Source organism: Pseudomonas leptonychotis (assembly GCF_004920405.1).
Taxonomy (GTDB): Bacteria; Pseudomonadota; Gammaproteobacteria; order Pseudomonadales; family Pseudomonadaceae; genus Aquipseudomonas; species Aquipseudomonas leptonychotis.
In genome coordinates, this window is sequence record NZ_RFLV01000001.1 from 950743 (window position 1) to 973008 (window position 22266).

The 22266-nt window shown below is 61.4% G+C and carries 23 protein-coding genes; 17 read left to right on the forward strand and 6 right to left on the reverse strand.

Annotated features, from left to right (window positions below):
* Nucleotides 1-79: 79 nt before the first annotated feature.
* From purD to ureC, 17 genes are all read left to right on the forward strand, one after another.
* Nucleotides 80-1369, forward strand: a complete 1290-nt coding sequence (gene purD / locus D8779_RS04330; protein WP_136663225.1) for a phosphoribosylamine--glycine ligase — start codon at nucleotides 80-82, stop codon at nucleotides 1367-1369.
* 113 nt (nucleotides 1370-1482) lie between these two features.
* Complete coding sequence (locus tag D8779_RS04335; RefSeq protein WP_205895780.1) at nucleotides 1483-4263, forward strand: hybrid sensor histidine kinase/response regulator; 2781 nt, start codon at nucleotides 1483-1485, stop codon at nucleotides 4261-4263.
* Between the two features lie 72 nt (nucleotides 4264-4335).
* On the forward strand, nucleotides 4336-4932 hold the full coding sequence (locus D8779_RS04340; protein WP_136663226.1) for a MarC family protein: 597 nt from the start codon (nucleotides 4336-4338) through the stop codon (nucleotides 4930-4932).
* Between the two features lie 204 nt (nucleotides 4933-5136).
* Nucleotides 5137-6948, forward strand: coding sequence for an allophanate hydrolase (gene atzF / locus D8779_RS04345; protein ID WP_205895781.1), 1812 nt, complete (start codon nucleotides 5137-5139; stop codon nucleotides 6946-6948).
* 6 nt (nucleotides 6949-6954) lie between these two features.
* Nucleotides 6955-7686 carry a GntR family transcriptional regulator gene (locus tag D8779_RS04350; RefSeq protein WP_136663228.1) on the forward strand — a complete coding sequence of 244 codons (732 nt, stop codon included), beginning with the start codon at nucleotides 6955-6957 and terminating at the stop codon, nucleotides 7684-7686.
* A gap of 81 nt (nucleotides 7687-7767) precedes the next feature.
* Nucleotides 7768-9033, forward strand: coding sequence for an urea ABC transporter substrate-binding protein (urtA, locus tag D8779_RS04355; protein ID WP_136663229.1), 1266 nt, complete (start codon nucleotides 7768-7770; stop codon nucleotides 9031-9033).
* Nucleotides 9034-9179: 146 nt separating this feature from the next.
* Nucleotides 9180-10751 carry an urea ABC transporter permease subunit UrtB gene (gene urtB / locus D8779_RS04360; RefSeq protein ID WP_136663230.1) on the forward strand — a complete coding sequence of 524 codons (1572 nt, stop codon included), beginning with the start codon at nucleotides 9180-9182 and terminating at the stop codon, nucleotides 10749-10751.
* The gene (gene urtC, locus D8779_RS04365) at nucleotides 10751-11842 is read left to right on the forward strand and encodes an urea ABC transporter permease subunit UrtC (protein WP_136663231.1); all 1092 of its coding nucleotides are present in this window, start codon (nucleotides 10751-10753) and stop codon (nucleotides 11840-11842) included. The genes urtB and urtC overlap by 1 nt, the downstream gene beginning before the upstream one ends.
* Nucleotides 11839-12690 carry an urea ABC transporter ATP-binding protein UrtD gene (gene urtD, locus D8779_RS04370; protein WP_136663232.1) on the forward strand — a complete coding sequence of 284 codons (852 nt, stop codon included), beginning with the start codon at nucleotides 11839-11841 and terminating at the stop codon, nucleotides 12688-12690. The genes urtC and urtD overlap by 4 nt, the downstream gene beginning before the upstream one ends.
* 195 nt (nucleotides 12691-12885) lie before the next feature.
* Nucleotides 12886-13584, forward strand: a complete 699-nt coding sequence (urtE, locus tag D8779_RS04375) for an urea ABC transporter ATP-binding subunit UrtE (protein WP_136663233.1) — start codon at nucleotides 12886-12888, stop codon at nucleotides 13582-13584.
* Between the two features lie 65 nt (nucleotides 13585-13649).
* Nucleotides 13650-14063, forward strand: coding sequence for a hypothetical protein (locus D8779_RS04380; RefSeq protein WP_136663234.1), 414 nt, complete (start codon nucleotides 13650-13652; stop codon nucleotides 14061-14063).
* A complete protein-coding gene (locus D8779_RS04385; RefSeq protein ID WP_136663235.1) occupies nucleotides 14060-14893 on the forward strand; it encodes an urease accessory protein UreD in 834 nt (277 codons plus the stop codon). The genes D8779_RS04380 and D8779_RS04385 overlap by 4 nt, the downstream gene beginning before the upstream one ends.
* Nucleotides 14894-14973: 80 nt before the next feature.
* Complete coding sequence (ureA, locus tag D8779_RS04390) at nucleotides 14974-15276, forward strand: urease subunit gamma (RefSeq protein WP_136663236.1); 303 nt, start codon at nucleotides 14974-14976, stop codon at nucleotides 15274-15276.
* A 42-nt stretch (nucleotides 15277-15318) separates the two neighbouring features.
* Nucleotides 15319-15831 carry a GNAT family N-acetyltransferase gene (locus D8779_RS04395; protein WP_136663237.1) on the forward strand — a complete coding sequence of 171 codons (513 nt, stop codon included), beginning with the start codon at nucleotides 15319-15321 and terminating at the stop codon, nucleotides 15829-15831.
* Nucleotides 15831-16361 carry a GNAT family N-acetyltransferase gene (locus tag D8779_RS04400; RefSeq protein WP_136663238.1) on the forward strand — a complete coding sequence of 177 codons (531 nt, stop codon included), beginning with the start codon at nucleotides 15831-15833 and terminating at the stop codon, nucleotides 16359-16361. The genes D8779_RS04395 and D8779_RS04400 overlap by 1 nt, the downstream gene beginning before the upstream one ends.
* Nucleotides 16358-16666, forward strand: coding sequence for an urease subunit beta (locus D8779_RS04405; RefSeq protein WP_136663239.1), 309 nt, complete (start codon nucleotides 16358-16360; stop codon nucleotides 16664-16666). The genes D8779_RS04400 and D8779_RS04405 overlap by 4 nt, the downstream gene beginning before the upstream one ends.
* 110 nt (nucleotides 16667-16776) lie before the next feature.
* A complete protein-coding gene (gene ureC, locus D8779_RS04410) occupies nucleotides 16777-18477 on the forward strand; it encodes an urease subunit alpha (RefSeq protein WP_136663240.1) in 1701 nt (566 codons plus the stop codon).
* 69 nt (nucleotides 18478-18546) lie between these two features.
* On the opposite strand, the gene D8779_RS04415 is transcribed toward ureC, so the two are convergent.
* From D8779_RS04415 to D8779_RS04435, 6 genes are all read right to left on the reverse strand, one after another.
* Nucleotides 18547-18993 (reverse strand): hemerythrin domain-containing protein, encoded by a 447-nt coding sequence (locus D8779_RS04415; protein WP_136663241.1) that lies wholly within the window; start codon nucleotides 18991-18993, stop codon nucleotides 18547-18549.
* 87 nt (nucleotides 18994-19080) lie between these two features.
* Nucleotides 19081-19347, reverse strand: coding sequence for a DksA/TraR family C4-type zinc finger protein (locus D8779_RS04420; protein WP_136663242.1), 267 nt, complete (start codon nucleotides 19345-19347; stop codon nucleotides 19081-19083).
* Between the two features lie 79 nt (nucleotides 19348-19426).
* Complete coding sequence (locus D8779_RS04425) at nucleotides 19427-20290, reverse strand: isocitrate lyase/PEP mutase family protein (RefSeq protein ID WP_136663243.1); 864 nt, start codon at nucleotides 20288-20290, stop codon at nucleotides 19427-19429.
* Between the two features lie 134 nt (nucleotides 20291-20424).
* Nucleotides 20425-20601, reverse strand: coding sequence for a hypothetical protein (locus D8779_RS20765; RefSeq protein WP_240789678.1), 177 nt, complete (start codon nucleotides 20599-20601; stop codon nucleotides 20425-20427).
* Nucleotides 20568-21422: a type II secretion system F family protein gene (locus tag D8779_RS04430; RefSeq protein ID WP_240789679.1), complete on the reverse strand. Its 855-nt coding sequence runs from the start codon at nucleotides 21420-21422 to the stop codon at nucleotides 20568-20570. Before D8779_RS04430 ends, D8779_RS20765 begins: the two co-directional genes overlap by 34 nt.
* A gap of 68 nt (nucleotides 21423-21490) precedes the next feature.
* Nucleotides 21491-22246: a substrate-binding periplasmic protein gene (locus tag D8779_RS04435; RefSeq protein WP_136663244.1), complete on the reverse strand. Its 756-nt coding sequence runs from the start codon at nucleotides 22244-22246 to the stop codon at nucleotides 21491-21493.
* Nucleotides 22247-22266 lie beyond the last annotated feature (20 nt).

Consider the following 22266-nt stretch of genomic DNA (forward strand, 5'->3'; position numbering starts at 1 on the left):
CAACACCGTTTTGTAGGGTGGATAGCGCTTTATCTATCCACCAATCGGGCCACCGGCCCGCCTCCAGAGGGAGAGAGACATGAACGTATTGATCATCGGCAGCGGCGGTCGTGAACACGCCCTGGCCTGGAAAGTGGCGCAGGACAAGCGCGTCAACAAAGTCTTCGTCGCCCCCGGCAACGCCGGCACCGCCACCGAAGCCAAATGTGAAAACATCGCCATCGATGTGCTGGCCATCGAACAGCTGGCCGACTTCGCTGAAAAGAACGTGCAACTGACCATCGTCGGCCCGGAAGCGCCACTGGTGGCCGGCGTGGTCGATCTGTTCCGCTCACGCAAGCTGGATATCTTCGGCCCCACCGCCGCCGCCGCGCAGCTGGAAGGCTCGAAGGCTTTCACCAAAGACTTCCTCGCTCGCCAGCAGATTCCAACGGCCGACTACCAGAACTTCACCGAAGTCGAGCCAGCACTGGCTTACCTGCAAAAGGTTGGCGCGCCCATCGTGATCAAGGCCGACGGCCTGGCCGCCGGTAAAGGCGTCATCGTCGCCATGACCTTGCAAGAAGCGGAAGACGCCGTGCGCGACATGCTCGCTGGCAATGCCTTCGGCGAAGCCGGCTCACGCGTAGTGATCGAAGAGTTTCTCGACGGCGAAGAGGCCAGCTTTATCGTCATGGTCGATGGCGCCAACGTGCTGCCAATGGCCACCAGCCAGGACCACAAGCGTGTCGGCGACGGCGACAGCGGCCCGAACACCGGCGGCATGGGCGCTTACTCTCCGGCCCCAGTGGTCACCGCTGACGTGCACAAGCGCGTAATGGATGAAGTGATCTACCCCACCGTGCGCGGCATGGCTAACGAAGGCAACGTCTACACCGGTTTTCTCTACGCTGGACTGATGATCGACAAAGCCGGCAACCCGAAAGTCATCGAGTTCAACTGCCGCTTCGGCGACCCGGAAACCCAGCCGATCATGGTGCGCCTGGAATCCTCCTTGGTGCTGCTGGTCGAGGCCGCACTGGCCAAGGCACTGGACAAGGTTGAAGCGACCTGGGACCCACGCCCGACGGTGGGCGTGGTGATCGCCGCTGGCGGTTACCCGGCCGACTACGCCAAGGGCGATGTGATCGAAGGGCTGGACGCTGCCGCGCAACTGGACGGTAAAGTGTTCCATGCTGGCACGGCGTTGAAGGACGGCCAGATCGTCACTGCCGGCGGTCGTGTGCTTTGCGCCACCGCCATCGGCCGGACGGTTGAGGAGGCGCAGCAGCAGGCCTATCGCCTGGCGGAGAAAGTCCGTTGGAGCGGCAGCTTCTACCGCAGCGATATTGGTTACCGCGCCATTGCCCGCGAGCGCGGAGCAAAGTGAAGGTAAATAAAGGGTAAAACACGACAAAGGTGGTCATTTGGCCGCCTTTGTCATATTTCCCTGACGGACAGCTTGGCTATAATCCGACCACTTATTATTGAAGGGACTTCACTGTGCGCCGGCTGAGGATTGCCACCTACCTGCTACTCAGCACGCTGCTGATGGCGCTCACTGTAGCGTCAGCTCAGGCAGAGCCACAGCCATCCTGGTCGAGTTTCATCGACCCGCACGCCGCGCTGCAATTCAATGACGTGCTCCGCCCCGAGCGTCAAGCGCAGTTCCACCCCACCGACCTGACTCAGCTGTACACCCCTGGCGGCGACACTGCACTGTGGCTGCACCACCGCCTGCCGGCCAATAGCGATGCGCAGATGTTGCGTGTATTCGCCCCCTACCTGGCCTACCTCGATCTGTATGTGCTGCAAGGCGACACGCTGATTGAGCAGGCTCACACCGGCAACAACCTGCCATTTTCCAGTCGACCGCTGGCCAGCCGTGATTTTCTCCTGCCGCTGCCCAAGGCCGAACAGCCGCTGGATATCTACCTGCGCCTGGCATCGGAACACGCGCTGCGCCCCAGCATTACGCTGCAAAGCGCCCAAGCGATGGCCGCCGATGACAATCGCCCGCTGCTCTTCGGCCTGCTGCTCGGCTGCCTCGGCATGCTGGTGGCTTACAACGTCGTGCGTTTCATCTATACCCGCGCCGCCAGTGGGTTATGGCTGGCGGCAACACAAACCTGCCAGTTGGTCGCAGTGGTTAGCCTACTTGGCATCAGCACGCCCTGGCTAAGTGATTGGCAGAGCCTGCAACCGCAAATCGCCAATCTGTCGATGCTGCTCGCCACACTCTGCGCCTTGTGTTTTACCGCCAGTTTCTTCAACAAGGTCTGCCCCCGCACGCCACTGAACCACCTGCTGACCGGCGAAGTCGTGGTTATCGGTGTGCTTTGCGTGATCTTGCTGGTGGCCACCAACCTGCAATTCAATCAGTTGGTCTACCTGCTCACCATCGTCGCCGGTCTAAGCATCCTGCTGGTGTCATTGAGTCACTGGCGGCACGGCTACCAACCAGCGCGCTTGTTCAGCCTGGCCGTGCTGTTGTTTTGCGCGGCGTTTATCTGCGCCCTGCCGATTTTCTTCGGCTACTGGTCAGTGCAGAGTGAATGGATGGCCTACGGCCTGCTGGCTGTCACGGTAACCAGCGGGTTTATCCTCAGCATGGCGTTGAGCGAGCGACAGCGACGCATCATGCAGGACCATTTCAGCATCAGCCGCGCGCTCGCCGCCAGCTCCGCAGAACTGAAAGCCAAGGCGGAGTTTCTCGCCAAGATCAGCCACGAAATCCGCACACCGATGAATGGCGTACTGGGCATGACCGAGCTGCTGCTCGGCACCCCACTCTCGGCCAAACAACGCGATTACGTACAAACCATCCACAGCTCAGGCAACGAGCTGCTGACCCTGATCAACGAAATCCTCGACATCTCCAAGCTCGAGTCCGGACAGATAGAGCTGGATGACGTGCAGTTCGATCTAAACGCGCTAATCGAAGACTGCCTGGATATCTTCCGCGCCAAGGCCGAACAGCAGAAGGTCGAGCTGATCAGCTTTATGCAGCCGCAAGTGCCACGGGTCATCAGCGGCGACCCCACGCGCCTGCGCCAAACCCTTTTAAGCCTGCTGGATAACGCCTTCAAACAAACCGACGAAGGCGAAATCCTGTTGGTGGTGGCCCTCGACACCACCGGCGAGCAACCGCGTTTGCGTATTGCCGTGCAGGACAGCGGCAAGCCGCTGGACGCCAGTGAACGTGACGCCCTGCTCAACGCCGAACTGCACAGCAAGGACTTCCTCGCCGCAACCAAACTCGGCGGTCGCCTGGGCCTGATCATCGCCCGCCAGTTGGTACGCCTGATGGAAGGCGAATTCGGCATCCAAAGCGGTGGCAGTCAGGGCTCGACCCTGTGGCTGACCCTGCCGCTGGACGCCACGCGCCTGGAGCAACCCACCGCCGACCTCGACGCCTCGTTGCAAGGCGCGCGCCTGCTGGTGGTGGACGACAACGACACCTGCCGCAAAGTCTTGGTGCAGCAATGCAGCGCCTGGGGCATGCAGGTCAGCGCCGTGCCATCGGGCAAGGAAGCCATGGCCCTGCTGCGCACCAAGGCGCATCTGCGCGAATACTTCGATGCGGTGCTGCTCGATCAGGACATGCCCGGCATGACCGGTATGCAACTGGCCGCACGGATCAAGGAAGACGCCAACCTCAATCACGACATTCTGGTGATCATGCTCACCGGCATCAGCAACGCGCCGAGCAAGATCATCGCGCGCAACGCCGGGATCAAACGCATTCTGGCCAAGCCAGTAGCCGGTTACACCCTGAAAACCACCCTGGCCGATGAATTAGCGCAGCGCGGCAAGGGCGACTCGCCAATGTTCAGCCCAGCGCCGGTCAGTGCGCCATTGAACGTGCCCAGCGACTTCCGCATTTTGGTGGCCGAGGACAACACCATCTCCACCAAGGTGATTCGCGGCATGCTCGGCAAACTCAAACTGCAGCCGGACACCGCCAGCAACGGCGAAGAAGCCCTCAGTGCAATGAAAGCCCAGCAATACGACCTGGTGCTGATGGACTGCGAAATGCCCGTGCTCGACGGCTTCTCCGCCACCGAGCAACTGCGCGCCTGGGAGGCCGCCGAACAGCGTTCGCGCACGCCGGTGGTGGCACTCACGGCGCACATCCTCAATGAGCACAAAGAGCGGGCACGCCAGGCCGGCATGGATGGGCACATGTCCAAACCGGTGGAAATGTCACAGCTGCGCGAGCTGATCGAACACTGGGTCATCGAGCGGGAAATCCGCCGGCAACGCGACGCCCTGACCTCCTGATTGACGCCGTGGGTTGCCCCACGGCCGCTACGCTCTTACCCTGCCCGTTCTTTTGCCAAGCGAGTCTGTCCCATGGCGTCCGCGCTATTCAGCCTGTATTTGAAACTGCTGGTGCTCTACAGCCCGTTCTTCGTGCTGTCGTGCTTTATCGGCTTGAGTCGCGGCTACACGGTCAAAGAGCGTAAGCGCCTGGCCTGGAAAGTAGCCCTCGGTGTACTGATCGCCAGCGTGTTGCTGTACCTGTTCGGCAAGCACATCTTCACCCTGTTCGGCATCACCATCGACGCCTTCCGTATCGGTGCAGGCAGCGTACTGTTTATCTCGGCGCTGGGCATGGCTCAAGGCAAGTCGGCGGTGCAGAGCGACAACGTACAGCAGGACGTGACCATCGTCCCGCTGACCATTCCGCTCACTGTCGGGCCCGGCACCATCGGTGCACTGCTGCTGATGGGCGCCAGCCAACCGGACTGGGGCGATAAAGCCGTGGCCGTGCTGGGCATTGCGTTGGCCAGCTTCACCGTGGGCGTGGTGTTGTATATGTCCAACCAGTTCGAACGCCTGCTGGGCGACCAAGGCCTACAAATCGTCAGCCGCCTGATGGGCCTGTTCGTGTGCGCGCTGGCCGCTCAGATCATCTTTACCGGGGTAAAGAACTACCTCGCCCTCTGATCCAGCCCGAATGTATGCCGGGCCGCCTGAGCAGCGCACCATAAGCTGGCAAGCAGCCCCGCCGCGGTGCATCAAGCGCCCGACGCCCCGCGCTATAACGCCAAAAACCCAAGCTAACTCGTTGAAATAAAACAACTTATCAAACCTGGCACCGGGCTTGCTCTAAGCATTCCATCACTTGGATACAAGATGGGATTTCAGAGCATGTCCAACGCCCCTATCGCCTTCACTCTCGCCGACTGGCAACAGGCTTTCCGCGACGGCCAGTCACCGGCCGAACTGCTGCACCACCTGCGCCTTGAATTGAGCGCGGCGGATAACGCCTGGATTGCGCTGGCCAGCGAGGCTCAGCTCAACGCCCAGCTCGATGGTTTGTCCACCTTGCTGGAAAGTGCCAACGGCGAACTGAGCACGTTACCGCTGTATGGCGTGCCCTTCGCCATCAAGGACAATATCGACGCCGCTGGCTGGCCCACCACGGCCGCCTGCCCTGAGTTCGCCTACACCGCTGCAACCGACGCCACAGTGGTGGCCAAGCTGCGTGCGGCCGGCGCCATTCTTATCGGCAAGACCAACCTCGACCAATTCGCCACCGGCCTGGTCGGCACCCGCTCGCCTTATGGCGCCGTGGCCAATAGCTTCAACGCTGCTTATGTCAGCGGCGGCTCCAGCTCCGGTTCAGCCAGTGTGGTGGCGCGCGGCCTGGTGCCATTTGCACTGGGCACCGACACCGCCGGTTCCGGGCGTGTACCCGCTGGTTTCAACAATATTGTCGGGCTCAAGCCGAGCAAAGGCTGGTTGTCGACGACCGGCCTGGTACCGGCATGCCGCAGCCTCGACTGCATTTCAATCTTTGCCCTGACCGTGGCCGACGCTCAGTGCGTCGCCCAGATCGCCGGCGGTTATGACGCCAGCGATGCCTACTCGCGGCAGAATCCCAACCGCGCGCCAGTCAACATGCCGGCGGCGCCCAAGCTGGCCATTCCCGATCAACTGGAGTTCTTTGGCGACAGCCAGAACCAGGCGGTCTTCGAGCAGGCCATCAAGCGCTTGCGCGAACTGGGCGCAACAATCACCCCAATCGACTTCAGCCCATTCCGCGCCCTGGCCGAGCAGCTCTATTACGGATCCTGGGTCGCCGAGCGCGCGGTCGCCCTCGATGACATGCTCAAGAACCAGCCGCACGCGATCAACCCGGTAGTGCGCGGCATCGTCGAGAACGGTCTGAAATACAGCGCCTGCGATGCCTACAAAGCCGAATACATCCGCGCCGAACTGAGCCGACAGATTAACGATGCGCTGGCCGGTTTCGACGCCTTGGTGGTACCGACCTCACCGACCATTCGCACTCTCGCCGAGATGGAAGCCGAACCCGTGCTGTTCAACAGCCAGTTCGGCACTTACACCAACTTCACCAACCTCGCCGACCTCAGCGCCCTGGCGCTACCGGCGGGCATGCGCAGCGACGGGCTGCCAGCCGGCATCACCCTGATCGCGCCAGCCTGGCATGACCAAGCCCTGGCCGCCTTCGGCCAACGCTGGCAACACGCACTCAATCTGCCGCTCGGCGCCACTGGCCGCGCCCTACCCGCTGCAACGCCGAGCAACTCGCCTGCACCCGGCTGCGTACGGGTGGCGGTGGTCGGCGCGCACCTCACCGGCATGCCACTGAACCATCAGCTAACCAGTCGCGATGCAGTACTGGTGGAGCAGACCCTCACCGCACCAAGCTACAACCTTTACGCCCTACCCGGCACCGTACCGCCCAAACCTGGGCTGGCGCGGGTAACCGCCGATGGCGCAGCGATCATCGTCGAGCTGTGGGACATCCCCCTGGCACGCTTTGGCGAGTTCGTCGCCGAGATCCCTGCACCACTGGGCATCGGCAACCTGAGCCTGACCGATGGCCGCAGCGTTAAAGGTTTTATCTGCGAGCCGTACGCCTTGAGTGGGGCGCGCAACATCACCAGCTTCGGCGGCTGGCGCTCCTTTATTGCCAGCCAGCAGCAGGGCTAAGCCAGGATGCCACTGAACGCCGTGCCACAAGCTGCCAAGGAGCGTGCGGGGAATCTCGCCGAGCGCATCTACCTGCAGCTCAAAGACGACATCTTCGAATTCCGCCTGCTGCCAGGCGACCGTTTCTCCGAAGGTGAAATCGCCGAGCGCATGGCCGTCAGCCGCACCCCCGTGCGTCAGGCGCTGTATCGCCTGCAACGCGAGGGCTACCTGCAGGTGTATTTCCGCAGCGGCTGGCAGGTTAAGCCGTTCGATTTTGAACACTTCGCGGAACTCTACGAGGTGCGCATCGTGCTCGAACTGGAAGCCGTGCGACGTTTGTGTGCACGCACCCAAGATGAGCATCCCGCCGCACTGGAGCAACTCAAGCGCACCTGGTTGGTGCAACCCGAGCAGCGTTTGCAGGACGGCCGTGAAGTCTCGCAGCTCGATGAGCGTTCTCACTGCCTGTTGGTCGAGGCCACTGGCAACCGCGAAATGGCCCGCCTACACGCCGAAGTCAGCGAGAAGATCCGCATTATCAGGCGCCTGGACTTCACCCAAAGCCCGCGCGTAGCCGCTACTTATGCTGAGCACGGAAAAATTATCGAAGCGATTTTGGCGCGTCGGAGCGAAGAGGCACAGCTATTGCTCAAGACCCATATAGAGGTCAGCAAGGCACAAGTGCACACCATCACCCTGCACATGCTGCATAACGCGCGTCAGCGCAGCATGCCAACACCAGCGGTGAAGCCTTAAGAATCGGCCCTGTTTCAACTGCCAAATAAACAACTAAAACCAGCAGCTCAAACACTTAAGTTCGTGAATGGAGATCGCACCATGCAACGTCGTAATCTGATCAAGGCCTTCACCCTTTCCGCATCCATCGCCGCCATGGGCATGACCTGGACCGTGCAAGCCGCCGAGACCATCAAGGTCGGCATCCTGCACTCGCTGTCCGGCACCATGGCCATTTCGGAAACTTCATTGAAAGACATGGCGTTGATGACCATCGACGAAATCAACGCCAAGGGCGGCGTGAATGGCAAACAACTTGAAGCCGTAGTGGTTGACCCCGCCTCCAACTGGCCGCTGTTCGCGGAAAAAGGCCGCCAGCTGCTGACCCAGGACAAAGTCGATGTGGTCTTCGGCTGCTGGACCAGCGTGTCGCGCAAATCCGTATTGCCGGTATTCGAAGAACTCAACGGCCTGCTGTTCTACCCCGTGCAGTACGAAGGCGAAGAGATGTCGCCTAACGTCTTCTACACCGGCGCCGCGCCAAACCAGCAGGCCATTCCCGCAGTTGAATACCTGATGAGCGAAGACGGCGGCGCAGCCAAGCGCTACTTCCTGCTCGGCACCGACTACGTTTATCCGCGCACCACCAACAAGATCCTGCGCAGTTTCCTCGTCAGCAAAGGCGTCGCCGAAAAAGACATCGAAGAGGTCTACACCCCGTTCGGCCATAGCGATTACCAAACCATCGTCGCCAACATCAAGAAGTTCTCCGCCGGCGGCAAAACCGCAGTGATCTCCACCGTTAACGGTGACTCCAACGTGCCGTTCTACAAAGAACTGGCCAACCAGGGCATCGAAGCCACCGACATCCCAGTGGTGGCCTTCTCGGTGGGCGAAGAAGAACTGCGCGGCATCGACACCAAGCCACTGGTCGGCCAACTGGCGGCGTGGAACTACTTCCAGTCCGTGGAAAACCCGGTCAACACCGAGTTCGTCAACAAGTGGAAGGCCTACGCCAAGGCCAAAAACCTGCCAGGCGCCGATAAGGCCGTGACCAACGACCCGATGGAAGCCACTTATGTGGGCATCAACATGTGGGCCCAGGCGGTTGAGAAAGCCGGCACCACAGACGTCGACAAGGTGCGTGACGCCCTCGCCGGTCAGACCTTCGCCGCGCCAAGCGGTTACACCCTGACCATGGACAAGACCAACCATCACCTGCACAAGCCAGTGATGATCGGTGAAGTGCAGGAAGACGGGCAGTTCTCGGTGGTGTGGCAGACCGAAGGCCCGCTGCGCGCGCAGCCATGGAGCCCATACATCGAAGGCAACGACAAGAAGCCGGATTACGCGGTGAAGTCGAACTAAGGCAACCCCCGCCCTCTGGCGCTCTCCGCTACACGGGGGAGCAGCCAGCGAGTGGGTTTGCCCGCTGCCTGTAGCCCGGATGCAATCCGGGAAAGGCCGCCCCGGATTACATCCGGGCTACGACCTCCCTCGAAGGACTGTCCTTTATGCCCACTGCCTTTACCCGAATTCTGCTCAGCCTGCTGCTGATGCTGCCTCTGACCGCCCAAGCAGGCGACGCCAATGACTTTGTCGCGGCCAACCCGTCCAAGCAGGCCAGCCTGCTGGCGCAATGGTCTGCCGCTCCCGATGCCGCTCGCCTGCCGCTGCTTGAAGCACTGCAACAAGGCCGCGTCGCTGCCGACAGTGCCAAGCACGCCTTTATCGAAACGGACGGCCAGTACCAACCCGCCGAAGGCGACGCTGTAGCCACGCAAACCCCGCGCAAACTGCGCCTGAATAACCGCCTGCGCGGCCTGATTATCACCGCCATGGCCAGCCACCAGCTGCTGGCAGACGATCCAGCGCTGCGCCTGGCCGCTGCTCAGCAATTGCAGAAAAGCGCCAAGCCGGCGCAGCTGCAATTGCTTAACGCCCAGGTCGCCAGCGAAAGCGATGATGCGGTACGCGATTCCCTGACTTTGGCCCTGGCCAACCTGCAACTGGTCGACAGCGATCCCGCCGTGCGTTTGGCTGCCGTGCGCTTGCTCGGTGAAACCGGTGACCCACTGGCGCGCACTCGCCTGGAGACCCTGCTGGATCCAGCGGTAGAAAGCGATGCCGCAGTACGCACCGCTGCCGAAACCAGCCTGGCTCAGGTTAAACGCAAACTGCTGGTCGGCGAACTGCTCGGTCAGGCATTCAGCGGCCTTTCGCTGGGTTCGATCCTGCTGCTCGCGGCGCTGGGCCTGGCCATCACCTTCGGCCTGCTCGGGGTGATCAACATGGCCCACGGCGAGATGCTGATGCTCGGCGCCTACTCCACCTACATGGTGCAGGTGATGTTCCAGCGCTTCGCCCCCGAGGCCCTCGCGCTGTACCCGTTAGTCGCGCTGCCAGTCGCGTTCTTCGTCACCGCTGCCATCGGCATGGCCCTTGAGCGCACGGTGATTCGTTACCTCTACGGTCGTCCGCTGGAAACCCTGCTGGCCACTTGGGGCATCAGCCTGATCCTGATCCAGCTGGTACGCGTGGTGTTCGGTGCGCAGAACGTTGAGGTGGCCAATCCGTATTGGCTGTCGGGCGGCATCCAGGTGCTGCCGAATCTGGTGCTGCCGTATAACCGCATCGTCATTATCGGTTTCGCCCTGTTTGTGGTGCTGCTGACCTGGCTGCTGCTGAACAAAACCCGCCTGGGCCTCAACGTGCGCGCCGTCACCCAGAACCGCAACATGGCCGCCTGCTGCGGCGTCCCAACCGGCCAGGTGGACATGCTCGCCTTCGGCCTCGGCTCCGGCATCGCCGGCCTCGGTGGCGTGGCCCTGAGCCAGATCGGCAACGTCGGCCCGGACCTCGGCCAGAGCTACATCATCGACTCCTTCCTGGTGGTGGTCCTCGGCGGCGTCGGCCAACTGGCCGGTAGCGTCATGGCTGCCTTTGGCCTGGGCATCGCCAACAAGATTCTCGAACCGCAGATTGGTGCCGTACTCGGCAAAATTCTCATCCTCGCGCTGATCATTCTGTTTATTCAGAAACGCCCGCAAGGTCTGTTTGCTTTGAAAGGACGGGTGATCGACTGATGACTATGCCCCTTAACCAAACGCTGCTGGCCCGCGCCAGCGCCAAGCTCGGCCCGCAGGTCTCGATTGCCATCGGCTTACTGGTGCTGGCGGTACTGATCGCCATGCCGCTGCTGCACCTGCTGCCGGCGGACAACGCCCTGCATATCTCCGCCTATAGCCTGACTCTGGTCGGCAAGATCCTTTGCTATTGCATCGTCGCCCTGGCGCTCGATCTGGTCTGGGGATATGCCGGCTTGTTGTCGCTCGGTCACGGCCTGTTCTTTGCCCTCGGCGGTTACGCCATGGGCATGTACCTGATGCGCGAAGCCGCGGGTGACGGCTTGCCAGCTTTTATGAGCTTCCTCGCCTGGACTGAGTTGCCCTGGTATTGGTACGGCACCAGTAACTTCCTCTGGGCGCTGTGCTTGGTGGTTTTGGCGCCCGGTTTGCTGGCACTGGTGTTCGGCTACTTCGCCTTCAAATCGCGGATCAAGGGCGTGTATTTCTCGATCATAACCCAGGCCCTGACCTTCGCCGGCATGCTGCTGTTCTTTCGCAACGAAACCGGCTTTGGAGGCAACAACGGCTTTACCAATTTCAGGACGATTCTGGGCTTCGACATCACCTCGGCGCACACCCGCGCAGTGCTGTTCCTCGCCACCGTCGCACTGTTGGTGGCCAGCCTGTACCTGGGCTGGACGCTGGCGCGCAGCAAATTCGGTCGGGTGCTCACGGCGCTACGCGATGCAGAGAACCGCCTGATGTTCTGCGGCTACGACCCGCGCGGCTACAAGCTGTTTATCTGGGTATTGAGCGCGGTGCTGTGCGGCCTGGCCGGCGCGTTGTATGTGCCGCAGGTGGGCATCATCAACCCCAGCGAAATGTCGCCGACCAACTCCATCGAGGCCGCCGTTTGGGTTGCCTTGGGCGGGCGCGGCACGCTGATCGGCCCGCTGCTTGGTGCCGGCTTGGTCAATGGCATGAAGAGCTGGTTCACCGTGGCCTTCCCCGAATACTGGCTGTTCGCCCTGGGTTTCCTGTTTATCGTCGTGACGCTGTTTCTGCCCCAAGGCGTGATTGGTCTTCTGAAAAAGGGCAAAGAACAATGAGAGCCACACCCGTACCCGAAACCATGCTCGAACCGGCCTTTGATCCCGCCGGCAGTAGCCGCGATGCAATTGGCGCCAGCAGCCTGGCCAACAAGGGTTTGAACACCCGCCACGGCACCATCCTGACCCTGGAAGACATCAACGTCAGCTTCGATGGTTTCAAGGCGCTGACCAACCTGACCCTGTACATCGGCGTCGGCGAACTGCGTTGCATCATCGGCCCTAACGGCGCCGGCAAAACCACCATGATGGACGTGATCACCGGTAAGACCCGCCCCGACAACGGCGTCGCCTACTTCGGCGAAACCCTCGACCTCACCCAGATGAGCGAGGTGGCAATTGCTCAATCCGGCATCGGTCGCAAGTTCCAGAAGCCCACGGTGTTCGAGGCGCTCAGCGTGTTCGAAAACCTGGAGCTGGCGCAGAAAACCAATAAATCGGTGTGGGCCAGCCTGCGCGCCAAACTGACCGGCGAGCAGAAAGACCGCATCGACGAAGTGCTCAACACCATCCGCCTGGACAGCTCACGGCAACGCCCAGCCGGCTTGCTCTCCCACGGCCAGAAGCAGTTTCTCGAGATCGGCATGCTGCTGGTGCAAGACCCACAACTGCTGCTGCTGGATGAGCCAGTAGCCGGTATGACCGACGCCGAAACCGAGTTCACCGCCGAGCTGTTCAAGTCGCTGGCGCGTAAGCATTCGCTGATGGTGGTCGAGCACGACATGGGCTTCGTCGGCAGCATCGCCGACCACGTCACCGTGCTGCACCAAGGCAGCGTACTGGCCGAAGGCTCACTGGAGCAGGTGCAGGCCGACGAGCGAGTGATCGAGGTGTATCTCGGCCGCTGACCAGGCAGTTGGGTGGGCAATGCATACCTGTAGGAGGGGCCTTAGCCGCGAGCGCTTAATGATCAAAAGCGTCGCAGCTAAAACCCCTCCCACAACACAGACGTAGGGTGGATGACGCTTTTCTCATCCACCAAGAACACCGCACGGTGGATGGATAAAAACCCATCCACCCTACGCAGAAACAAGGACATCGACATGCTGCAAGTTGAACAACTGCATCAGTACTACGGCGGCAGCCATATCCTGCGCGGCCTGTCATTCGAGGCCAAGGTCGGCGAAGTCACCTGCCTGCTTGGGCGCAACGGCGTGGGCAAGACCACCCTGCTGAAATGCCTGATGGGTCTGATTCCGGCCAAAGAAGGCGCGGTGCAATGGGAAGGCAAGGCCATCACAAACCTCAAGTCGCACCAGCGCGTGCACGCCGGCATCGCCTACGTACCCCAAGGCCGGGAGATCTTTGGCCGCCTGACCGTAGAAGAGAACCTGCTGATGGGGCTGTCACGCTTCCCTGGCAGCGACGCCAAAGTGGTGCCGGAATTTATCTACGAACTGTTCCCGGTGCTGCGCGAGATGAAGCAGCGCCGTGGCGGCGACCTCTCCGGCGGGCAGCAGCAGCAGCTGGCGATTGGCCGTGCACTGGCGAGCAAGCCACGCCTGTTGATTCTCGATGAACCCACCGAAGGCATTCAGCCGTCGGTGATCAAAGAGATCGGCGTGGTGATTAAGAAGCTCGCCGAACGCGGCGACATGGCCATCCTGCTGGTTGAGCAGTTCTATGACTTTGCCGCCGAACTGGCCGACCAGTACCTGGTGATGAGCCGCGGTGAAGTTGTCCAGCAAGGTCGCGGTGAAAGCATGGAAGCCGATGGCGTGCGCGGATTGGTTGCGATCTGAATGGCGACGCCGAGCCTGCACTTTGCGCATAATCGGCGCTTCGCTTATGGCCCGAGTACCCAATAATGATCTGGCGCCACCTGCTTCTGCCACTCACCGCAATAGCTGGCCTGAGCATGGTCGTCTGGGGCGGCTTTATGCCTGACTACTGGATGCTCCGCCATCTGCCGCCAGGCGTCGACCCCGACTACCCCCGACAGGCGGTGCTGACCTTCTGCGCGATTATCCTGGCCGAGTGCCTGCTGCTGTTGGCCGTGCTACGCCCCGGCTCCTATTGCCGTTCGTGGGGCCGCGCCCTGTGCGCCAGCCTGCTCGCGCTGGCGATAGCCGGGTTCTGGCTGAGCGGCTTTATGCACGCACCGCCCTACTACGGCATGCACCTGCAATGGTGGCTGCTGGTCAGTCTAGGTCTAGCGCTACTGACCCTGTATTCCGCCGGCCAAAGCTGGTGGCAACGGCGTAATAAGGTGAGCGCATGAACGCCCCCGCAAGCCTATTCACCCCAAGCTGGCAGGCCGAACTGGAGCTGGCCTACGGCCGCGACGGCGACGCTACCCGGCCCACTCTGCGCCGGCATAAAGGCCCGCTGCGGGTGCAAAAGCACCTGTACGCCGAAGGCCCAGAAGTGTGCCAGCACATCATCGTGCACCCGCCCGGCGGCATCGCCGGCGGTGACCGCTTGGATATTTGCGCCACGGTCGGTGCCAACGCCTGGGCCCAACTGACCAGCCCCGGCGCGGCCAAGTGGTACCGCGCTGCCGGCCCGGCCTACCAGCAGCTCAACCTGCGCGTTGCCGCCGGCGCCACCCTGGAATGGCTGCCGCAGGAAACCATCGTCTACGCCGGCGCCCAAGCGGAGATCACCACCGAGATCGACTTAGCGGGCGATGCCAAGCTGCTGTACTGGGACATCATCGCCCTCGGCCGTCCGGCCAGTGGCGAACGCTTCGACGCCGGGCACTTCCAGGCTGAGCTGAATATTCGCCGCGACGGCCAACTGCTTTGGCACGAACGCCAGCGCGTGACCGGTGGCGATGGCTTGCTCGACTCGCCCATCGGTCTGGACGGCAAGCCGGTATTTGCCACCCTGCTGATCAGTGGTGAAATCGACAGCGAATTACTCGAGCGCTGCCGCAATCTGACCACAGCGGTACGCGGCGACCTGACCCAACTGCCGGGCCTGCTGGTGGCCCGCTGCCTGGCCAACGAAGCGCTGCATGCGCGCGCCTGGCTGATCGAACTCTGGCGTCTGCTGCGTCCTGAATTGCTCGGCCGCAGAGCCGTCCCCCCAAGAATCTGGAGCACGTAGGGTGGACAATCGCGCAGCCTTGTCCACCACCAACAGGTGGATGTGAAAAACGACATCCACCCTACGAACGGAGCAAAACGATGGACCTGACACCCCGCGAAAAAGACAAACTGCTGATTTTCACCGCCGGCTTAGTCGCCGAACGCCGCCTAGCACGCGGGGTGAAACTCAACTACCCGGAAGCCATGGCCTATATCTCTGCCGCCCTGCTGGAAGGCGCCCGCGACGGCCAAACCGTGGCGGACCTGATGCACTTCGGCACCACCCTGCTCAGCCGCGATCAGGTGATGGAAGGCATCCCGGAGATGATCCCAGAAATCCAAGTAGAAGCGACCTTCCCGGATGGCACCAAGCTGGTCACCGTCCACCAACCGATCGCCTGAGCGGCGCTTGCACCGACCTTGAATGGACTCCAGGAACAGCCAATGAAGATCCAAGACGCCACAGCCACCGACCTGCCCGCCATCCTCGCTATCTATAACGATGCCGTCGAAAACACCACGGCGATCTGGAACGAAACGCTGGTCGACCTCAGCAATCGCCAAGCATGGTTTGCTGAGCGTAGTGCTGCCGGCTTCCCGGTACTGGTCGCGCATGACGCTGCTGGCATGGTTGTCGGCTACGCCAGCTACGGCACCTGGCGCGCCATCGAAGGCTTCCGCCATACCGTCGAACACTCGGTGTATGTGCGCAGCGATCAACGCGGCCAGGGCCTCGGCCCGCAGCTGATGCAGGCGCTGATCAAGCGCGCGCAAGCGGCAGGCCTGCACGTGATGGTCGCCGCCATCGAGAGCGGCAACAGCGCCTCGATCCGCCTGCACGAGCGCCTGGGTTTTGTGACCAGCGGACAAATGCCGCAAGTAGGCCGTAAGTTCGGCCGCTGGCTCGACCTCACCTTTATGCAACTGATGCTTAGCCCCGAAAAGAGTGCGTCCTGATGCTGAGCATCGAGCGTCTCGACGCGGCTGACTTTGAGTCGTATCGCCAAGGCCTGCTAGCCCTGCTGCTCGACTCCGTCGCGCATGGCGCCTCAGTGGGTTTTCTCGCCGACCTCGATGCTGACGCGGCCAACACCTATTTCGACCAAGTTCTAGTCGGGCTGCGCGACGGCACTTACCTGCTCTGGCTGGCCCTGGAACAGGGCCAGGTACTGGGCAGCGTGCAACTGCTGCTGTGCCAGAAACCCAACGGCCTCAACCGCGCCGAAGTGCAGAAGCTGCTGGTACACAGCAACGCGCGCCGCCGCAGCATCGCCAACAGCCTAATGCAACACCTGGAAAGCGCAGCGGCCGAGCTGCAACGCGGCTTGTTGTACCTGGACACCGAAGCCGGCAGCGACGCCGAAGCCTTCTACCAGGCACGGGGCTACAGCTGCATCGGCGGCCTACCCGATTACGCCTGCGGCCCGGACGGTACCTACCGGGCCAACGCCATCTACTACAAAACCTTGTCGAGGCCCCATCAATGATTCCCGGTGAATACCAGATCCAGGACGGCGAGATTGAACTCAATGCCGGCCGCCGCACCTTGACGTTGAACGTCGCCAACAGCGGCGACCGACCGATTCAGGTCGGCTCGCACTTTCACTTTTTCGAGACCAACGACGCACTGGCGTTTGAGCGCGAGCCCACGCGCGGTATGCGCCTGAATATTCCGGCCGGCACGGCGGTGCGCTTCGAGCCGGGCCAAAGCCGTGAAGTCGAACTGGTCGATCTCGCCGGGCAGCGCCGGGTGTTCGGCTTTGCCGGCCGAGTCATGGGCGACTTGGATTAAACGCACGCATACAGGGCCTGTGGGAGGGGCTTTAGTCGCGACGCCAACGTATCGCGGCTAAAGCCCCTCCCACAGCACGACAGCGAACACACTGTGTCAGGACTTTATTGATGAAAATTTCCCGCCAAGCCTATGCCGATATGTTCGGCCCCACCGTCGGCGACAAGGTGCGCCTGGCCGACACAGAGCTGTGGATCGAAGTAGAGAAAGACTTCACCACCTACGGCGAGGAAGTGAAATTCGGCGGCGGCAAAGTGATCCGCGACGGCATGGGCCAGGGCCAACTCTGCGCCGCTGATGTGGTCGACACCCTGATCACCAACGCGCTGATCATCGATCACTGGGGCATCGTCAAAGCCGACGTAGGCCTCAAGGATGGCCGCATCGCCGCCATCGGCAAAGCCGGCAACCCGGACATTCAGCCCGACGTCACCATCGCCATCGGCGCCGGCACCGAGGTCATCGCCGGTGAGGGCATGATCCTCACCGCCGGCGGCATCGACAGTCATATTCACTTTATCTGCCCACAGCAGATCGAAGAGGCCTTGATGAGTGGCGTGACCACCATGATCGGCGGCGGCACCGGGCCGGCCACCGGCACTAACGCCACCACCTGCACGCCGGGCCCCTGGCATATGGCGCGCATGCTGCAAGCCGCTGACGCCTTCCCGATGAACCTCGGCTTTACCGGCAAAGGCAACGCCTCGCTGCCAGAGCCGCTGATTGAACAAGTCAAAGCCGGCGCCATTGGCCTGAAATTGCACGAAGACTGGGGCACTACACCGGCCGCCATCGACAACTGCCTGAGCGTCGCGGACCAATACGACGTGCAAGTAGCGATTCACACCGACACGCTCAACGAATCCGGCTTTGTCGAAACCACCCTGGCCGCGTTCAAAGGCCGCACCATTCACACCTATCACACCGAGGGTGCGGGCGGCGGTCATGCACCGGACATCATCAAGGCCTGCGGCTTTCCTAATGTGCTGCCCAGCTCGACCAACCCGACCCGGCCGTTCACCCGCAACACCATCGACGAGCACCTCGACATGCTGATGGTTTGTCACCACCTCGACCCGAGCATCGCCGAGGACGTGGCCTTTGCCGAATCGCGCATCCGCCGTGAAACCATCGCCGCCGAAGACATCCTGCATGACCTCGGCGCCTTCTCGATGATCAGCTCTGACAGCCAGGCCATGGGCCGCGTCGGTGAGGTGATCACGCGCACCTGGCAGACCGCCGACAAGATGCACAAGCAGCGCGGCCCGCTGCCTGGCGACGGTGCAGGCAACAGCAACTTCCGGGTTAAACGCTATATCGCCAAGTACACCATCAACCCGGCGATCACCCACGGCATCAGCCATGAAGTGGGCTCGATTGAAGTGGGTAAATGGGCGGATCTGGTGCTCTGGCGTCCGGCGTTTTTCGGCGTAAAACCGACGCTTATTTTGAAGGGCGGCGCGATTGCCGCCAGCCTGATGGGCGACGCCAACGCCTCGATCCCAACCCCGCAACCCGTACATTACCGGCCGATGTTTGCCAGCTATGGCGGCAGCCGTCACGCCACCAGCTTCACCTTTATCAGCCAGGCCGCATTCGATGCAGGAGTACCCGAGCAGCTCGGCTTGAAGAAGAAGATTGGCGTGGTCAAAGGCTGTCGTGAGGTGCAGAAGACTGACCTGATCCACAACGATTATCTGCCGAACATCGAGGTGGACGCACAGAACTATCAGGTCAAAGCCGACGGCCAGTTGCTCTGGTGTGAGCCGGCCGATGTGTTGCCAATGGCGCAGCGTTACTTTCTGTTCTGAGGGCTCTCTATCCAAGCTGATAGTGAGGTAAAGCGAAAGCCCGCACGCGGCGTGCGGGCCAAGCGCGGCTCAGCTGACGGCAGCTTTTTGCTCATCATAGGTGCTGAGGTAGGCAGATGAGAGCTTGCTCTTCTGCGTCTCGTTCAACAGCTTGCCGGCCATTTGGAAGAACTTTTGTTCCTCCTCATGCAGGTGGTGATGCACCTTCTCCGACAAGGCTTTGGCCTGGGCCAGCCAGCTCGGGCTGCTGAGGTCGGTTTCTTCCAAGCCTTCGATCATTTCATCCATCTCGTGATGCTCGGCGATGGCGTGCCGTGAAAGATCAACGCCCAGGTCATCTTGCAGCAACGGAACATAGAAGTGGCGCTCCTCGGCCACCGAGTGCGCGGCCAACTCTTCTTTGAGTTGGCTAAACAGAGCTTGGCGTTCAGGGCTGTCGCCGCTGGTCGCTACCATTTTTTCGGCCAACTCACGTTGACGGTCGTGGCTGATGCGCAGGGCTTCAAAAATTGTCATGGGCTTAACCTCTTCCGTGATCATCGATACACCGTGCTATGACCGCCATAACCGCCGAAAAGTGCCGTAACTGCTCAAGCCGCGCCGTCAGCGCAGCTGGCTGTCCTTGCTGCCACGGCGGTTATAGCCACTGAACTGGGCCTGCTCTTTGTCGTGCTCGGCTTGGCAAACCACACACAGGCGAACGCCCTTAATCGCCTGACGGCGGGCCTCGGGGATCACTGCATCGCAAGCTTCACAGTGGGTCAGGCTCTCCCCGCTGGGCAGTTGGCTGCGCACACGTTGAATGGCGTCATCGATGCTGCTGTCGATCTGTTCTTGCACCGCCCCGTCACTGCTCCAACCGCCCGCCATAATCGTCTCCACCTACGTTGCACTGAGTAGAAGATATGGACGTCACCACGGTTATTTACAAGCGCAGCTGATCGGCGGCCTACTCTTTCACATTCATAAATTCTTCAGCCCAGACGATGTAATCCTCCGGCTGGGTGTAGGTGTGCGTCAGCTCAGTGGCACTGAGGTCGCTGGACTGCGCGCCACGCTGCTCACGCAGGCAGTCGTAGGTGGCCTTGATGGCCGCGAAGTAGGCCGCATGACCGTTGACCACAATGCGTACGCCTAAGCTTGCCAGGCGCTCGTTGTCACGCAGCTTGGGGTTGCCGTAGGTGACCAGCATCAGCGGAATGCTCAAGGCAGCACTAATCTGCTCCAGATGGTCAAAATCCTCGACTCCGACGATGCAGATGGCATCGGCACCGGCCGCTTGATAAGCCTGGGTGCGGCGAATCACTTCGTCCACGGCCAGCACGCCAGCGTGGGTGCGAGCGATGATGGCCAAGTCCGGGTCGACCCGTGCCTCCAGCGCCGCGCGGATCTTGCCAACACCTTCGTCAATGCTGATCAGGTCGGTGGACTTGCGCCCGAATTGCGCTGGCAGCAGGGTGTCCTCGATGGTCAGCGCGGCAATCCCTGCGCGCTCCAACTCAACCACAGTGCGCATCACATTCAGCGCATTGCCGTAGCCATGGTCGGCATCGGCAATCACCGGCAAACGGCTGACGCGGCCAATCCGAGTGGCCTGTTCAACGAACTCGCTGAGCGTGATCAGGGCAAAGTCAGGGGCGGCCAGAACTTGTAGTGAAGCTACAGAACCGCCCAGGATACCCACTTCAAATCCAAGGTCAGCAGCAATACGCGCGGCCATGGGATCGAACACGGAAGCGGTGTGATAGCAGCTATTCGACGCGAGAAGTGCACGAAATTGCGCGCGCAAGTCATGATGCGAAGCTCTTTGCATGGGAATGCACCATTGGTCAGGTTCGGCTAGGGCGAGCAATTATGTAGCAAAACTACAAAACCAGCCATGTAGTAAAACTACATTATCGACCTGCAGCCTTACGCCCGCCTTTCAACGTTAAAACCACGACGCTCTTAACTCAGCTCAGCCGGCAAACGCGGGCCAAAACCTGCGCCGGTGAGTAAACCATAGGCCATCCACAGCATGACCCCGGCGTACAACAGGCGCGGCAGCCAGGTGGCCAACTGCTCGTTGAGGCTATCCAGTTTTTGGCTTTCTACACTGGCATAGTTGAGCAGACTGGCCGGCAAGGTTCCGCTGGCCTCCCCGTGCGAATCAGCCCAAGCGCCAAGCCCTGGCCGGGAAAGTCGAGGGCGGATAGCGCCTGAGCCAGGCTGTGCCCACGCTGTATCGCCAGATGAACAGCACTGAAACGCTTACGCAGCGGCGCATGGCTGATCACCGCGCAGGCCTTGGGCAAGGCCTCAAGCATAGGCATGCCAGCCTCCAGCATCAGCCCCAGGCTGTCGAAGAAATCGCGCAAATTACGCCGCGGCAGCGCTGGACCGAGGATCGGCACGCTCGCCAACATCCCATCAAGGGGTGAAGCCGCGCCGGCGGGTGCGTGCTCGCGACGCAGATAAAGCCCACGGCCCAGAGCATAGAGCGCCCCCAGCACCAGCAACGGCCAGAGCACGCCCCACAGATAACCGGCGATGCTCAGTTGACCGCCGACCAGCGTCGGCAGCGGTTGGATAAACAGCGCCAGCACCAACACCGCCGCCGGCATCAGCAGGCGTGATTTGATTGCAGCGGCCTGTTGCGCCCGGTGGTTATAACGCTCGGCCAGCCGCTGGTAGATCGCCGCCAGACAGCCACTGGCCTGGGCGGCGCGCAGCAGGGTGCTATCCAGCGGGGTAAACAAACCACTGCGCAGCCCGGCACTGGCCATATCGCTACCGCCGGCAATCTGTGTTTGCAAGCTGGCCAGCGCAGCCTTGGCGCGCGCTGGCACTTGCACGCTGAGCAACGCCCGCTCGACTGGCACGCCGGCTTTTTCCATGGCCGCCAAATGGGCAAACAACTGGGCACGCGCAGCAAGATCAAGCAGGGCAGGACTTGGGGAAGGCATAAGTAGGCTCAACGAGGTGACAACAGACTAGTCGCCAGGTTAGCAGGCCGGCGATGCGGCGCGGCGTGCTATTCGGTAGCGGTGGGCAACTCGGCATGTGGCAACCAGCGGCGGAATATCTGGGCAAAACTGCCATCTTGATGCATGGCATCTAACGCGCGCCGCCAACGCTCGACCAGCGCCGCATCGGTCTGCGGGGAGAAGGCGATGTAGTAGGCCGATCGCATAAACGGCAGGTGCGCCTGCACCTGATCCGGGCGTAAACCGCCGCTGGCCAGTTCGTCCTCAAGGGTCAGGTCTTCAGTGGCAATCAATTGCACCCGCTCATGCCTGAGCATGGTCACCATATTCTTCGAGCTGGTAACCCCGTACAGATTCTTGAAACCACGCGCACTTAGGGTTTCAAAGGTGTACCACTGCTTCGGCACGGCAAGCGGGCCGCTCTCGGCAGCTTGCTGCAGGCTGTCAAAATGCAAATTGCGCGATTTCAGCGAGTAGAAGCTGGTGGTGCCAATCAGCAGCGGCCCCACCCACTGGAACTTGGCTTCGCGCTCCGGCGTGCGCACGGTAGAGAAGATTGCCGTGTTTGCCTGCTGCTGAGCCAGGTGATAACCACGCGTCCAGGGCAACAGTTCGATCTTGGCAGGATCGCCCGTACGCGCTATCAACGCACGCACCACCTCCACGGCCAAGCCTTGCAGCTCGCCATCGCGGCTAAAGCTGGTTGGCGGGGCGTCTTCTGTGAGCAGTTGCAATTCGGCCAATACCGAGTCAACCAGGCAGCCCATCAGCAAAATGCTCAGCAGGCAATGTCGTAGCAGCATGATCAAATCTCCGAGCCATG

What these genes read in the sequence shown, in the direction of transcription:
- urtB (WP_136663230.1), top strand. Translation starts at nt 9,180, where the DNA reads ATGCCCACTGCCTTTACCCGAATTCTGCTCAGCCTGCTGCTGATGCTG.
- D8779_RS04400 (WP_136663238.1), top strand. Translation starts at nt 15,831, where the DNA reads ATGCTGAGCATCGAGCGTCTCGACGCGGCTGACTTTGAGTCGTATCGC.
- purD (WP_136663225.1), top strand. Translation starts at nt 80, where the DNA reads ATGAACGTATTGATCATCGGCAGCGGCGGTCGTGAACACGCCCTGGCC.
- D8779_RS04405 (WP_136663239.1), top strand. Translation starts at nt 16,358, where the DNA reads ATGATTCCCGGTGAATACCAGATCCAGGACGGCGAGATTGAACTCAAT.
- D8779_RS04380 (WP_136663234.1), top strand. Translation starts at nt 13,650, where the DNA reads ATGATCTGGCGCCACCTGCTTCTGCCACTCACCGCAATAGCTGGCCTG.
- urtC (WP_136663231.1), top strand. Translation starts at nt 10,751, where the DNA reads ATGACTATGCCCCTTAACCAAACGCTGCTGGCCCGCGCCAGCGCCAAG.
- D8779_RS04340 (WP_136663226.1), top strand. Translation starts at nt 4,336, where the DNA reads ATGGCGTCCGCGCTATTCAGCCTGTATTTGAAACTGCTGGTGCTCTAC.
- D8779_RS04420 (WP_136663242.1), bottom strand. Translation starts at nt 19,347, where the DNA reads ATGGCGGGCGGTTGGAGCAGTGACGGGGCGGTGCAAGAACAGATCGAC.
- D8779_RS04395 (WP_136663237.1), top strand. Translation starts at nt 15,319, where the DNA reads ATGAAGATCCAAGACGCCACAGCCACCGACCTGCCCGCCATCCTCGCT.
- atzF (WP_205895781.1), top strand. Translation starts at nt 5,137, where the DNA reads ATGTCCAACGCCCCTATCGCCTTCACTCTCGCCGACTGGCAACAGGCT.
- ureC (WP_136663240.1), top strand. Translation starts at nt 16,777, where the DNA reads ATGAAAATTTCCCGCCAAGCCTATGCCGATATGTTCGGCCCCACCGTC.
- D8779_RS04425 (WP_136663243.1), bottom strand. Translation starts at nt 20,290, where the DNA reads ATGCAAAGAGCTTCGCATCATGACTTGCGCGCGCAATTTCGTGCACTT.
- urtD (WP_136663232.1), top strand. Translation starts at nt 11,839, where the DNA reads ATGAGAGCCACACCCGTACCCGAAACCATGCTCGAACCGGCCTTTGAT.
- D8779_RS04430 (WP_240789679.1), bottom strand. Translation starts at nt 21,422, where the DNA reads ATGCCTTCCCCAAGTCCTGCCCTGCTTGATCTTGCTGCGCGTGCCCAG.
- D8779_RS04385 (WP_136663235.1), top strand. Translation starts at nt 14,060, where the DNA reads ATGAACGCCCCCGCAAGCCTATTCACCCCAAGCTGGCAGGCCGAACTG.
- urtA (WP_136663229.1), top strand. Translation starts at nt 7,768, where the DNA reads ATGCAACGTCGTAATCTGATCAAGGCCTTCACCCTTTCCGCATCCATC.
- ureA (WP_136663236.1), top strand. Translation starts at nt 14,974, where the DNA reads ATGGACCTGACACCCCGCGAAAAAGACAAACTGCTGATTTTCACCGCC.
- urtE (WP_136663233.1), top strand. Translation starts at nt 12,886, where the DNA reads ATGCTGCAAGTTGAACAACTGCATCAGTACTACGGCGGCAGCCATATC.
- D8779_RS04415 (WP_136663241.1), bottom strand. Translation starts at nt 18,993, where the DNA reads ATGACAATTTTTGAAGCCCTGCGCATCAGCCACGACCGTCAACGTGAG.
- D8779_RS04435 (WP_136663244.1), bottom strand. Translation starts at nt 22,246, where the DNA reads ATGCTGCTACGACATTGCCTGCTGAGCATTTTGCTGATGGGCTGCCTG.
- D8779_RS04350 (WP_136663228.1), top strand. Translation starts at nt 6,955, where the DNA reads ATGCCACTGAACGCCGTGCCACAAGCTGCCAAGGAGCGTGCGGGGAAT.